Source organism: Candidatus Xenohaliotis californiensis, from assembly GCF_963930935.1.
Taxonomy (GTDB): Bacteria; Pseudomonadota; Alphaproteobacteria; order Rickettsiales; family CAWVOK01; genus Xenohaliotis; species Xenohaliotis californiensis.
In genome coordinates this window covers 1-14,779 of sequence record NZ_CAWVOK010000004.1, presented here as the reverse complement: position 1 = coordinate 14,779, position 14,779 = coordinate 1, and the positions used below count along the sequence as shown (strand labels likewise).

General features: G+C 30.2%; 11 protein-coding genes and 1 other RNA gene. 6 read left to right on the top strand and 6 right to left on the bottom strand.

The genetic code is table 11. The features are described 5' to 3' along the window. Positions 1-123: 123 nt before the first annotated feature. The 3 genes from AABI72_RS00595 to hisS form a co-directional block, all read right to left on the bottom strand. Positions 124-999, bottom strand: a complete 876-nt coding sequence (locus AABI72_RS00595; protein WP_338363410.1) for a hypothetical protein — start codon at positions 997-999, stop codon at positions 124-126. Between the two features lie 23 nt (positions 1,000-1,022). Next, a complete protein-coding gene (locus AABI72_RS00590) occupies positions 1,023-2,129 on the bottom strand; it encodes a hypothetical protein (protein ID WP_338363408.1) in 1,107 nt (368 codons plus the stop codon). Positions 2,130-2,267: 138 nt separating this feature from the next. Next, on the bottom strand, positions 2,268-3,596 hold the full coding sequence (gene hisS / locus AABI72_RS00585) for a histidine--tRNA ligase (protein ID WP_338363405.1): 1,329 nt from the start codon (positions 3,594-3,596) through the stop codon (positions 2,268-2,270). A gap of 268 nt (positions 3,597-3,864) precedes the next feature. Between hisS and AABI72_RS00580 the strand changes: the two genes are divergently transcribed. The 3 genes from AABI72_RS00580 (at position 3,865) to AABI72_RS00570 (ending at position 7,716) form a co-directional block, all read left to right on the top strand. Continuing rightward, positions 3,865-4,749: a hypothetical protein gene (locus AABI72_RS00580; RefSeq protein ID WP_338363404.1), complete on the top strand. Its 885-nt coding sequence runs from the start codon at positions 3,865-3,867 to the stop codon at positions 4,747-4,749. A 127-nt stretch (positions 4,750-4,876) separates the two neighbouring features. Continuing rightward, entirely contained in the window at positions 4,877-6,196 is a 1,320-nt protein-coding gene (locus AABI72_RS00575) for a ribonuclease T2 family protein (protein ID WP_338363403.1), read from the top strand. A gap of 158 nt (positions 6,197-6,354) precedes the next feature. Further along, on the top strand, positions 6,355-7,716 hold the full coding sequence (locus AABI72_RS00570; RefSeq protein ID WP_338363401.1) for a sigma-54-dependent transcriptional regulator: 1,362 nt from the start codon (positions 6,355-6,357) through the stop codon (positions 7,714-7,716). 75 nt (positions 7,717-7,791) lie between these two features. On the opposite strand, the gene gyrA is transcribed toward AABI72_RS00570, so the two are convergent. Continuing rightward, on the bottom strand, positions 7,792-10,500 hold the full coding sequence (gene gyrA, locus AABI72_RS00565; RefSeq protein ID WP_338363412.1) for a DNA gyrase subunit A: 2,709 nt from the start codon (positions 10,498-10,500) through the stop codon (positions 7,792-7,794). A gap of 180 nt (positions 10,501-10,680) precedes the next feature. Between gyrA and lgt the strand changes: the two genes are divergently transcribed. Further along, complete coding sequence (gene lgt, locus AABI72_RS00560; RefSeq protein WP_338363399.1) at positions 10,681-11,496, top strand: prolipoprotein diacylglyceryl transferase; 816 nt, start codon at positions 10,681-10,683, stop codon at positions 11,494-11,496. On the opposite strand, the gene AABI72_RS00555 is transcribed toward lgt, so the two are convergent. Continuing rightward, on the bottom strand, positions 11,483-12,259 hold the full coding sequence (locus AABI72_RS00555) for an SIMPL domain-containing protein (protein WP_338363397.1): 777 nt from the start codon (positions 12,257-12,259) through the stop codon (positions 11,483-11,485). The genes lgt and AABI72_RS00555 overlap by 14 nt on opposite strands. A 142-nt stretch (positions 12,260-12,401) precedes the next feature. Here AABI72_RS00555 and AABI72_RS00550 point away from each other — a divergent pair, with 142 nt between their 5' ends. After that, positions 12,402-13,778, top strand: a complete 1,377-nt coding sequence (locus AABI72_RS00550; protein ID WP_338363395.1) for a signal recognition particle protein — start codon at positions 12,402-12,404, stop codon at positions 13,776-13,778. 4 nt (positions 13,779-13,782) lie between these two features. Here AABI72_RS00550 and rnpB read toward each other — a convergent pair. Further along, positions 13,783-14,107, bottom strand: an RNA gene (gene rnpB / locus AABI72_RS00545) — RNase P RNA component class A. Between the two features lie 39 nt (positions 14,108-14,146). On the opposite strand from rnpB, the gene AABI72_RS00540 reads away from it, so the two are divergent. Beyond that, positions 14,147-14,779: hypothetical protein (locus AABI72_RS00540; RefSeq protein WP_338363393.1), on the top strand; the 633-nt coding region annotated here is incomplete at its 3' end.

The following is a 14,779-nucleotide window of genomic DNA, read 5'->3' as shown; positions in this document are numbered from 1 at the left end:
TTCTTCAAAGACTTCATCATGTTTAGTAAAAATTATAATGTGATAAAAATCTTTAGTAAAGATTTTTATCACATAATTAATTTATTTTTATAACAGTGCTTTGTAAAATATTTATTATAGATATTATATATCTATTCCTATACCTCTATGATCTGAACCTGTAGTATGTACTCCTGGAGTATTTGGCGTTGCATTACATTTAGCAGCAACTCCATTAGCATTTAGAATGTTAGTTCCACCTAGCCACCAATCATAATTATTTGCACTAGTTGTATTTGCTCCAGTGTGATAATAAGTATTACAATTTCGTGCTCTACCCTCTTGACAAGTGTTTGGATGACTGCAAAGGGGTGCTGTATTAAAATCTCCACCAATGAGTGTAAAATTATTTCTAACTCTGGTTCTTAATTGAGCTAGAGTAACTGCAACATGGTTGTTACCAGGCGCCCTATTGTGAATAAATCCTATCGTGTACTTAGTACCATTTAGGCTAAAATCAGCACCTACTGGATATCTATAATCTGGTGTATTTGGATTAGGTTGAGATAACTGTAGTGCAAAAAAATTATTTATATTTACAGCGCTTCTGTTCCAAATAAAACTACCAACGGTAAATGAATCTATAAAACAATTAACATTTAATGCATTGCCATTCAGAACAATTGCAACACATTCATTGTCTGTTCCTAAGGCTGTTTGTCCACATTTTACTATTAAAACATATCGTACATTTACACCACCAATATTTATTGTTGGTATACGTAGTGCATCTGACAATAAGCTAAGTGAGTTAATCATTCGTTGCAGCTGGGAACTGTCTGGGTTATTTGGAATTCCTACTTCTGTAAAGCCAGCTATGTCTACATTTGTTTTTAAATGACCATGATATTCATCCAGCTCATTAGCAAGCAGTGCAAGCTTTCCTTGTGGATTTTTTCCATTCCAGTAATTTATATTAGAAGCTGAAAAATTCAGCAAGTTCATATGAAATGCTTTCATGATAATTCCTATTTTTATTAAATTTATTTTTTACCAGTATTATTTGAAGTTGAAGATGTTTTTACAACCTTATAACCAGCATTTGTTCCAAGCACTCTAGTATTATTTTTATAAATGCCTATATTAGAAATACTATCTCTTAGTTCATCAACACTAAATTCTATGATAGTATCAGACCAATTTAATGTTTTAATATCTTTTTTATCTGCATCAAATTTTAAGGTATATTGTTTTCTTTCTTCATTTGTAGATGGATTTGGCAAGAACTCACCCATTATTCTATAACCAACCCCAACAACAAGTGGTTCACTATTTTTTAATTCAACATATTCGCCATTATCGGATTTGTAATAAGTTCCTGTTATAGTTGGAGTTTTTTTCAAAAGTGCTTGTAGTAAATTTATAAAATTTTTATAGTTAGGGTCTGATTCAACTAAAGATAGCTCCTTGCTAGATTTGCTAATAAAATCTGGAGTAACAAAAAGATAGGTGTCTTTATGTAATTCCCATTTTGTACTAGTGTGCTGTTCTTTAAAACATGGCCCTGCTTGTATTTCTTCGGCATGTTTTTTACAGTCTGCATATGCAACAACTGCGCTAACAATTGGCATTCCCAGTAAATATTCACAAACAAAAACTATGTTTCCAACCTTACTTTCAGAACTACTACTAGACCCGCTGATTCTTAAACCTTCTTTACCTAAAGAAGATATCATAGAAGATGCAAAAGCTAAAGATCCTGCACCTGTAGCTAATCCTAATAAACCTTGAATTAATTCTTTGCTAAAATCTAGACCAAAAGAGCTAGTTTCATAAATTACATCGCTTTCTGTGACATGAACAAATAATCCTGAGCCATCAATAATTCTTTCAAGAGCATGATAATTATATAAGGAGTAATTTTTACCAGGTGTTGCTGGATTTTCTGTTGTTGATATAGCACGAGTCATTGCTGCAAAAAAAACAGCAACTTCTGAATAAATTTTTTTTACATTTTCTTCAATTTCCCCAGAATTAGCCGTACTAGATATCATTATATTTCCAGTTTCATTGAAGGTATAATATTTTTTTGCTTCAATGTTTTTGTCAGCATTTTCTGGTATTGTAAGTTTTGTTTGTGTATTTGTCATATTTATATTAATTTTTTATTAGAATTGTCAAAATATAACAATTTGACAACAAGATAACAAATAGTTTTTTTAAATTTAATGAAGATTGATGATTTAAATATATGTATGCTAATTACTTAATATTTCTATAGATTAATATTAATTATTTTTTATGAAATTAATAACTTCTGCTATGCTTAGACTATGTTGTTCGCCAGTTTTTAAAGATCGCACAATAACATGCTTATTTTTTAACTCATCTTTGTTGGCAATAATAACAAATTTAAAACCTTTTTTGCCTGCATATTTTAGTTGTGAACTTAATTGCTTTTGTGCAAAATACGTTTCAGTATTAATGTCATGATTGCGTAGTGTTTGAGAAATTTCTATATAATTTAGTATAAAATTTTGATCTTGTGTTGTTACTAAGGTTGATGCAGTTGTTTCAGTTTCTGCGGTAATAATATTTGCCTCAATTAGTTTTGGAATTAACCTTGATATACCAATAGAAAGACCTACTCCTGGTAGTTGCCTATCAATAAAATTTGTGACCAGGTTTTTGTAACGCCCTCCTCCACAAATGCTGCCTAGCTCTGGATAATCAGTTAGCTTTGTTTCATATATAGTACCAGTGTAATAATTCAGCCCTCTGGCAATCGTAGGATCTATTTGTATATGTTTATTTATTTCTGCACTAGTTAAGAATTTTTCCAGATCTTTTATTAAAATTTCTAATTCAAGAACACCATCTTTAAATTCTTTTTGATTATACTGCATATTTTTTAAATATTTAATCCATTCCTTATTTTCTTTTTTTTGTGTAATAAAATCTTCAAGGGTTTTAATGCTTTGCTCATTAAGCCCATGAGATAATAGTTCTACATATAACTCATTTTTAGTAATTTTTTCTACTTTATCAATAGTACGCATAATTGGCAAAAGCATCTCTTCATCTGTACATAAAGTTTTAATTAATCCTGTTAATATTTTTCGATTATTGATTTTTGTAACAAAATTTTTTATGCCTATGGCATGGAAAATATTATGTGCTATAGACAATACTTCCACATCATAAATTAATGGTAACTCAATATTGCCAATTATATCAATATCACATTGATAGAATTGTCTATATCTGCCAGATTGAGGTCTTTCACCACGCCATACAGGTGCAATATGGTAGCGTTTATATGGGAATATTAATTTACCATAATGTTGCGCAACATATCTTGCAAGAGGAACCGTTAGATCAAATCTAAGTGCAAGATCTTTATCTTTGCTGCCCTGTGTTTCAGCAATTCTATGTATGCCATAAATTTCATTATCATTACCTTTAGATAATAATGTTGATCTACGCTCAACTGCAGGTGTATCAAGAGGAGTAAAGCCATACAGCTCAAATTGTTGTTTAATAATTTTTACTATATAGTCAAATACAATTTGTTTATTTGGCAGGAGCTCTGGAAAGCCAGAAATGTTGCTTAACATGTTATTATCATATTCTTAGTTACACAGAAGTTTATTGAGGTTTTAAATGACTTTATCAGCATACCATTTTTTATAATATTTTTACTATATATTTTATAGGAACAGTCTATTTTTCTAATTAATTATTAATATTTTTAATAATTTTTTTAAATTTATCACGTTTTTTAATGGAAGATTAGTTTAGAATTTTAGTATTGGATAAAATAATTTTTTATAAGATAACTTAGTGATATTATGACAAAATTTAATTGATTAATTTGAGTAAATTATGTGTTCATCTAGGTTTATGTGTACTGTATTAGCTTTATTTTGTAAGGTTTGTTTGGTGTATGCAGCTGATATTGATTTTTCTTTTCATTATTACAATGACCTTTACCAATCTTTAAAAGCAGAGGAAAAATGGCAATCTATTGCTGACATAAGCCATAAAATTCTCTTAGATAATAATTTAGATCACTTTAGCAAATCACTTGTTTTAAACCGTCTTGCAAGCTCTTATTTTTACCTTGGTGATTATGAAAATGTGCTTAATTCATCAATGAAGGCATTGTATCATGCAAAAAAATCTGCAAGCAATGTTTCACAAATTAGAAGCTTATATTTGCTATCTGCTGCACATCGAGCTCTTGCAACTAAGAAATCTTTTTCTAATCATAAAAAAAAATCTTTGCAATTTATTAATCATGCATTGGTTTTGCTAGATAAACAACAGCCAATACAAGATTGTAATTTTTTTATTGCTGGCAAGGTATATTTTAATGCTGGTGCTCTTTATCAAGATATTTTGCAAAATAATAAGAAGGCTATATGGTATTATGAGCAAGCCTTAACAATGTTTAATCATAGTTCTGATGATTATTACCGCACAGCTATTCGTTATATTCGTTGCTTATTAGAGTCTGGTGAACATAATATTGCTAAAATAAAAATGAATCAATTTAGTACTAATTTGTGTACTAAAACTGGCATACATCATAGAATATTAAAAGTGCGCGTATACAGTAAATTAGGTGAATTTGACAAAGCTTATAAAATTGCAACTGAAGCTTTAGAGCAAGCTAAAGTAAAGTCTATGGTGCGAGAAATAGATATGCTAGATATTTTAATACAGGAAATCACTGCTACTCAATTTATTAACAATAATCTTTCTTAATATACTATTGGATATAGTTTTTTATAAACTGTTTCTGGAATTAGTGTTTTTTAGAAAATTGATTCTGTACTTTTGTTTATTTATTAGATATAATCCTGACCAATTTATTCTTTTTGTAGAATCTAATATGTTAAAAAAAAATTCGTATAAATTAATCTTTATGGCAATATTCTTTGCCCTACCTTTGTTTATTGTTGTATCTTTTTGTGATCTGCCGGCATTAGGTCATAAAACAGTTGTCTGCCCCATTCCTGAGCCAGGTTCTGTTCATAACAGCCCTCCAGGTTGTTTTGATTTTTATACATTCTCACAAGTTTGGATGCCTGAAATTTGTTCTAGTCATGGTCGTTATTCTTTTTCTCCTTGTAATGATTTATATAAAACATTTGATGGTAAGCTTTTTGTGCATGGTTTATGGCCAAATTTATTTTCAACTGTTAAAGATAAAATTGCATTCCCAATGGATTGTTCTAATAAATCACTTGATTTCAATTCTTTGCCTGACAATCTTCAATTGGCTATGTATAAAATGTACCCTGGTAGTCAATTTCCATTGCTTAAGCATGAATGGGATAAACATGGTACATGTACTGGATTTTCTCAAGAAATTTTTGTTAAAACACTTATTGATTATCAAAATCGTATGGCAAAATTTTCAACAGATCTTTTTTATAAAAACATGGATAAAGCAATTACTTATCAAAGTATAATTGAAAATTATCCTGGTCTTAATATAGTCCCACAATGCAATACTGATCGTGCTACTGGTAAGCAATATATTGCTGAAATTCATGGATTTTGGGATAAAGAAAATAATCCTCTTAAAGTTAATTTTAAGCATAGTCGCACTGCTTGTAAGCAAGATGCTCCAATTTATGTGCGTAGCTTAGCAAAACATAAGAAATTAAATCAATGGAAGTCAGAATTGAATTCTAAGTATAAAAAGAGGACTTTACTGATTGGATTTGATATTGATGATACATTGTTGTTTTCTTCACCTGGGTATCAATATTTAAAGCATATAAAAGGCGTGAAGATGAATTCTGATGCTTTTTGGGAAGCAATGAATGGTGATTATGATGATTTTAGTGTACCTATTAATATAGGTAGTAAATTGCTTTCATTTCATAAAAAACGTGGCGATAAGATCTATTTTATTACCAACAGAAGAGATGTAAAGAGTGAAAAACTTACTGCTAGAATGCAGCAATTATTTCATATTGACAATGAACACATGAATCCAATTATTTTTAGCAATTCAGATGCAAACAAGGCAAGTCATATAAAAGGACTAGGTCTTCATATATACTATGGTGATTCAGATAGTGATATGGTTGATGCAAAATCAGCTGGAGCACAGCCAGTACGTATTCCACGATCAAGCAATTCATCCAATCATTCTTTTCATAAAAATGGAGCATTTGGAGAAGTTGTTTTAATAGAATAATTAATTAGCATTTATCTTAGATATGAAGTTAACTGATTTTCTTCATATCTAGATATTCAGATTGTTTTACTTAGATTAATTTGTTCTAACTTTAAAAAACCTTGTCTTTATTGTTCATAGGTATTTATTATATTTAAATACACCAAAAATGAATAAATATGTATTCAATAGATATTTTAGTAGTTGATAATGAAGATGCCATTGTTTTGCAGATTGTAAAAAAGCTCTTTAATTCAATTAAAAATGACAAGTTTTGTGTTTCATATCATGCGTCTAGCTATAAAAATGTAAATAAATTATTAAAACATAAAAAATATCAGTTTGGATTTATATTTATTGGTGAAATTTTTCTTAAAAAAGACATTTTGCGTACAATTAGAACTGTGCATAACTGTTGTAATTTGATAATAACTATTGGCAATTCTCTTGAAGAAGATTTGTTATTTAATTTAGGAAGAAGCATATTTGATCATATTAACTATCCTCACAATACTAATGAAATATTTTTTTTTACCAGAAGGTTGGCAAAAATTGTGGAGATGAACTGCTTGATAAATAGTCTTCATTTGCAATGTTCAGGTAATTATATGGAAATGGTTGGTGAATCACATGCAATGCGTTATTTGCGTTCAGTTATAGAAAGATCTTCGGCTTCATTTAGTAGAATTATGATTACTGGTGCTGTTGGAACTGGTAAAAAATTAACTGCACGTTTAATACACAATAATTCTAGGCACTATAGTGGTGATTTTATAATAGTTAACCCAATTAACTACAGCACCAGTGAGTTGGAGCAAGTTGTTTTTAATGTGAATAATTTGAATTGCGTTTTTCATAAAGCAAATGGTGGAACTCTTTACATTGAAGAGGTTACTAAGTTATCAATGTGCGCTCAAACAAAGATATTGAATTTTATACACGATTATCAGTTTAAAGCTGAAAATACATTAAAAATGCGTATTATCACTTCATCTGAGGTTGACTTAGATTCAGCATTATGCAGCGGTGATTTGCGAGAAGACTTATACTATAGGTTGAGTGTTATACCAATTAGAGTACCTTCTCTAGTAGAGCATATTGAAGATATAGCTGATTTATGTAATTACTTTGTTAATTACTTTGTTAAGGTCTGTGATTTACCTAGAAAAAAATTTGATAATAATGTGATAACCATGATGCAAACTTATCATTGGCCATACAATGTCTCACAACTTAAGAACATTGTTGAATGGTTGTTAATTGCATCTAAAGATAGCAATAATAGTATTATTAGATCAGATATGTTTTCTCCTGCAGCAAACACTGATATAATAAATGCTATTCCAGATGTTGTTTCTATGTCTATCAGAGATGCGCGTGAATCATTTGAGAAAAAATATTTAAAGGCGCAAATCACTAGATTTGGTGGTAATATATCCAAGACTGCAGAATTTGTTGGTATGGAGAGGTCGGCATTGCACCGTAAGCTAAGATTACTTAGTATCCATGGATCATCAAAAAATGAAATTGAAGATGTATAATTATTATTAAGATGTGCTATAAATGTGATACTGATATGCTTTTGAGATATTACACCTTTCTATAGATTTTCATGATCATGAATTGACGCTACTCACATCATCAGTTGATACCTCTAGACTGTTTTCATCTGCAATACTGGCAACAGATACAACATTATTTGTTTTATTTTTAGCAGCTTTTATTAGCACAACACCTTGTGTGTTGCGTGATGTAATTCTGATTTTGTTTACAAACATACGAATTAACGTTCCATTATTTGTGATTATTACAATCTCATCGCTGTAGCTAACTGGAAAGCTGTCAATAATTGTTCCATTGCGCTTAGATGATGCAATATTTGCTATACCAACACCACCTCTATTAGTTATTCTATATTCATATACTGAGCTACATTTACCAAAACCATTGCTTGTTACTGTGAGGATAAATTTTTCTTGTTTGGCAAGTGATAATAATTTATTAGAATCTATGTTAGCATCATATTTAGTAATAATTTTTTCAGGAGAGATTGTATTGTTAGCCAGCTTAATCCTATCTTCAGCTGGGATTTTTAAAAATTCCATTTTTGTATTGGTGTCTACACTGTCTGTATTTAATATTGCTATAGAGACAACTTTGTTATTGTTGTTAAGTTTTATTGCACGCACTCCAGTTGATGTTCTGCTTTGCATTATACGCAGATTTGAAACTTCAAATCTAATGCAATTTCCATTAGTAGTTGCTATAAATATTTGATCATCATCATTACAAGATTTGACATCTATAAGAGTATCATTTTTTAGCTTAATAGCTGTCTTCCCATTGCTTGGTATATATTCAAATAATGAGACTTTGTTGCGCCTAACTCCTCCATTTGCTGTGACAAATATAAGATTTGTTTCATTATTATTGTCTTTTTCTGGAAAAATTAGTGTAGTTGCTATTTTTTCATCTTTTTCAATTGGCAGCATATTTATAATTGCCCTACCTCTTGATCCTAAATCACCAGGAGGGAGTTTATATGCTTTTATTTTGTATACTCTGCCTGTTGTTGAAAAAAATAAAATAGTTGTGTGAGTATTGGCTTTAAATATTTGCGATATTTCATCGCCAGTTTTTATATTATGTCCAGATTTTCCTTTTCCACCCCTATTCTGTGCTTTATAAGAATCTAGTGGAACTCTTTTAATATATCCATCTATTGTAATTGTTATAATAATATCTTCTTTTGCTATAAGTTCTTCAATATCTGAGTTGTATTCAATTTTATCTATAGTGGTTCTGCGTGGAGTGGCAAATTTATTATGAATTTCTATTAATTCAGATTTAATAAGCTCCTTCATTTTTTTAGGGTCATCTAGTATTAGTTGATAGTGCATTATATCATGAGAAAGTTCATTGATGTTGGCAATTAGCCTGTCATATTCAAGATTAACTAGTTTGCTTAGCTTCATTTCTAGTATAGCTTTAGTTTGTGTTTCAGTTAATTTATAAGAATTATTATTTAATAGATTGTGATCTTCGCGAATTATTTTTAACAATGGTGCAATTTTCTCAGCACTCCATGACCTTATCATAAGTTTTTCAATCGCTTCTTTGTTATCTTTGGCATTTTTTATTAAAATAATTACTTCATTAATATTGCTTACTGCAATACATAAGCCAACTAGAGCATGACATTTACTACGTGCTTTGTTCAGTAAATGCTCTGTCCGTTTTTGCACAATGTTATACCTAGAAGAAACAAAAATTCCAATAGCTTTTTTGATTGACATGAGTATTGGCTTATTGTCATGCAATGCTAAAGTGTTAATTCCAAATGATATTTGCATATTGCTGTAGCTAAAAAGTTGTCTTAATAATATATCAGGGTTGGTATCTTTTTTTAGCTCTATAACAACTCTTACCCCAGTTCTATCGGTTTCATCTCTAACATCAGATATGCCTTCAATTCTTTTGCTATTAACTAGTTCTACTATATTTTCTATCATTCTAGCTTTATTGACTTGGTATGGTACTTCGGTAATAATTATGCTTTGCTTGTTGCTACTAAGATTTTCAATGTGAGTTCTAGATCTTACTAAAATTATACCTTTACCATGAAGATATGCATCATTCAATCCTTTGAAACCAAGAACAATGCCACCTGTTGGGAAATCTGGTCCTGGTATAATTTTCATTATTTCTTCTATGCTAATATCACCATCTTTTTCTAGATACAAAACGCAAGCATTAATTACTTCACCAAGATTATGTGGTGGTATATTGGTGGCCATGCCAACTGCAACTCCTGTGCATCCATTAACTAATAGATTGGGAAAAGCTACTGGTAATATTTTTGGTTCTTTTTGTGAATTATCATAGTTATTTTGAAAATCAACAGTCTCTTTGTCTATATCTGCTAGCAAGCCAACACATGCTAGTTGTGTTAGTCTTGCTTCTGTATAACGCATGGCAGCAGGCGGATCACCATCCATAGAACCAAAATTACCTTGACCATCTATAAGTGGTGCATTCATGGTGAAATTTTGAGCCATTCTTGCCATTGCTTCATATACAGCAGACTCACCATGTGGATGATATTTACCTATAACATCACCAACAATTCTGGCAGATTTGCGGTATGGTGAATTATGATAGAATTTATTCTCATTCATAACATGGAATACACGTCTTTGTACTGGCTTGCAACCATCATAGGCATTAGGCAATGCACGACTTACTATAGTGCTCATTGCATATTGCATATATGAGTTGCACATTTCATCTTCTATGTGAATAATTTCTTCTCCATAGTTAGGCACATCACTCAAGGTTATACCACATTAGAATAACAATTTTGCTACTATAGCATAAAACACTATTTTATTCTATAAACCTTTTATAAAAGGTTTCTTTGATTAGATGCTGGAATATTTTTGTTATTTTACTTTCTTAATGTTGTTAGTTAATATATTAGAATACTGTTAGACTAGGAGATTGTAATGATTAGTTTTCCTAATATTGATCCAGTTGCTGTATCTTTTGGTGCAATAAAAATCAGATGGTATTCATTGTCATATATAATTGGTGCAATTTTTATATGGATTTGGCTGGCTATAATTGGCACAAAAGAAAAAACGCTGGATAAGAAATGTTATGATGATTTGATGTTTTTTACCTTATTGATTTCAATAGCATGTGGAAGGATTGGCTATGTTTTGTTGTATAACCCTGTTTATTATTTTAGAAATCCTATAGAGATATTTCAAATATGGAATGGTGGAATGTCATTTCATGGTGGTCTTATTGGCTGTGTAATTGGTGTGCTACTAGTAACCAAAGCACATAAGAAATCTTTTTTTTATGTTGCAGATGCAATATCTTGTATAGCTCCAGTTGGAATTTTTTTTGGCAGGATAGCTAATTTTATCAATGCTGAGCTTTATGGCAGGGTAACTAAAATGCCATGGGGTTTTGTTTTTCCTGGGTCAGATGGAGCAGTAAGACACCCTAGTCAAATATATGAATCATTTTTTGAAGGTTTAGTGCTATTATGTTTAATGCTTTTTTTTAGATATTTTATTAAAAAAAAAGATTTTTATAGAGATGGCTATGCTTTTGTTTTGTTTATTGTTTTATACTCATTTATAAGGTTTATGCTTGAATTTTTCAGAGAACCAGATGCCCATATTGGATATTTTTTTAATTATTTAACCATTGGGCAGCTGCTTAGTATAATCTTTTTATTTGCCAGTATGTTGTGTATATTTTTTTTAAACAGGCATAAGGCAAATAATATGCTTGTTACAGATGGTTAGCTCGTAATTTTTTTGTTTTATAATCAACATTTACATCAACTCTAATAGTTTTGTATCTTGATGGTGTGCTTTTAGTGCTTTCAGTAACCAGTGCACCATTATAAATAGCATTACGTACACCAATAATTTTTAATCCTGAGATGTTAGCAATTGCATCAGCTTTTGCTTTTGCAGATATCATAGCTTTTTTAACAAGATCTTTTTCAAGATTGGTAATAATTCCTGGCTGGTAGTCAATGTGAAACATATTGTTTACAGTAAACTCAACACCATGTTCGCTAACTTGATGTAATTTGCTCAAAATTTTCTCTACTTTATTAGCATGTTGTGATTTTACAATAACCATTGCCTCTAATCTAAATCTTTCATTACGATTATCATAGTTGTCTATTTTTTTGTCATATACTGATGGTGGTGTTACATATATTTCATTTTCAGGTATCTCATTTTTAATAAAAAAATTTTTTATTATATCTGCTTTTTTATTTAAACTATGTTGTGCATTTTCTATACTGTTATTCAGCACTACTAGTCGTATTGGTGCTATTATGGAATTTGATTTTATTACCATTTCTGCACTACCATTTGTTGATATAAAATTGCTATATTGATTATTCTTAAATTTTACTGCTAAAAGCATTGGTATCATTATTAATGCTATTAATAATATCCAAATACAGCATTTTTTTGTTTTGTAACAACATTTTTTTTTATAATCATTTTGCATTGGTTCAATGTCTTTGGTTATGTTATTTGTATTCACTTAAAACCTATTAATTAGCCTTACTACAATAGTATTATTTTATTTGAAGTATATGTAAATTATATTAACTATAATTTTAAGTTAGTTGTTAGTCTTTCAGATTTGTCATATAATAACAATATTTATTTTTTATGATGTTTTTGTGTTTGATGGTTTAAGTAATAAGTTTACAGATTTATTTAACAATATTCTTGGTTCAAAGCATATATCTAAAAAAGATGTAGAGAAGGCATTAAATATAATACGAGAATCATTAATTGATGCTGATGTTGCACCATCTGTTATAGATGTTATATCAGATCGTATAGGAAAAATTTGTTTGGGTGATAAGGTTTTAAAAAGTTTAGATCCAACAAAGATGATTATTAAGGCAACAAATGATGTTTTAATAGATATACTAGGTGGTGCTTTAGAAGCTAATGCTGAATTATATTTGGATAATGTTCCATCTGTAATCATGATGGTTGGTCTACAAGGTGCTGGAAAAACCACATCTACTGCAAAATTAGCATTGCATTTGCGTGAAAGAAGAAAGAAAAAAGTTTTAGTTGCATCACTGGATATTTATAGACCAGCAGCCCAAGAGCAACTTAAAATTATAGCACAGCAAAATAACATTGATTCTTTAGAGATTATTTCTAATGAAAATCCACTTGAAATAACCTCAAGAGCAATTAAAAAATCTGCAGGATATGATGTATTGATTTTAGATACAGCTGGTCGTTTACATGTTGATGAATCATTAATTAAAGAATTAGTGCAAGTTAAGAAGTTTGCCAAACCATCTGAAACCATTCTTGTTGCTGATGCAATGCTAGGTCAAGATGCTTTATATATAGCAGAGAAATTTAACAATGATGTTGGTTTAACTGGTGTCATGGCTACTAGAGTAGATGGAGATGCTCGTGGTGGGGCAATTATATCTATGAAATATATAACAGGTTGTAGTATTAAATTTGTTGGAACTGGAGAGAAAGCAAAAGATTTAGAGCAATTTCATCCAGAAAGAGCAGCAAGTAAAATATTAGGTATGGGTGATATAGTATCTGTAGTAGAAAAAGCTCAAGAGCAGATAGAAGAAGAAGATATGATGCGTATGGTTAAAAGAGTTCAGAAAGGCTTGTTTAATTTTAATGATATGCTGCGCTATTATAATATGATAGGAAAAATGGGTGGTTTAAGATCATTGCTTGGCTACTTACCAATGATGGGTGGATTGAAGGATAATTTATCTGGATTTGATGATTCTACAATAAAAAAAGATAAAGCTATAATTTCTTCCATGACCCCAGCAGAACGTCAATTTCCTAAATTGCTCAATATTGTTTCTAGGAAATTACGTATTTCTAAAGGAGCTGGTGTTAAAACTCATGATATAGGTGCTATTGTTAAGCGACAGCAACAAATACAAAAAGTTTTTGCCAAATTGAAGAATGTTGATATGAATAATTTAGGCATGGATATGAATGCTTTAAATAACATTGACATGCAAAGCATAATGTCAATGTTAAAGAAATAGTAGTTACACTAGGCAATCTGTAAGCCGAGTTCTGTCAAGTGTGGTTATTCATCTAAAAAAAATGTTACCATTTTTTCACTAGCAACTTACCTGAATGAGATGTGGAGAGCATTGTTTATTCAACTTCATTCTATCTGTTTTGCTCCAAATGGGGGTTGTCTTAGTATTAAAATACTACACATTTGTGTGTTTCACCATTGCCCATAAGGCTGTCTGTTTCTGTGACCCTTTCCCTGAGGTTACCCTCGATGGGTGTTGCCCATCATTTTTTCTCCATGGAGCTCGGACTTTCCTCTATTTTTTAAATAGCAACCACAACAATTACCTAGTATAATTAATTATAAGAATATTATTTGCGCAAATCAACAATGATTGTTTTAATACAAGCTGATTCATTTGCAGAAATTAACTTTATAAAAGATGACACATTTTACATTGCTACTACTGCTATAAACAGAGGCCACAGTGTTTTTTGGATCACTCCAGCATTACTTTCATGTGCTGATGACATAGTTTTGTGCAATCCATTCAATGGTGAATCTCTTGAAGAATTTATTACGTTAGATTTGCCATCTGTGGATCTTCTGCTGATTAGACAGAACCCACCAGTTAATGATATTTATTTGGCAAATATTAGCTATTTAGCCAAAATGTGCAAAAAATTTGATATTGTAGCAATAAATCCACCTTATAATATAAATAATTTTTTAGAAAAAAAATTACCATCTTTGGTGTGCCCAGAATTTACTCCAAGAACTATGTTTGTTGATAGCATTAATAAAGATAAACTAGGTTTTTTTCTTTATGATATACTTTTTGATAAAACTGAGTATATTATAAAACCATTAAATCTTTTTGCTGGTCAAGGTGTGCATAAGATGACAAAAACAGGCAACATTGATAGTGATATAAAGCAAATATTGAAGTTTTTGCAAAATAATTTTATAGTACAAGAATTTCTCAATGGTATAGAAAATGGAGATAGAAGAATATCAGTGATA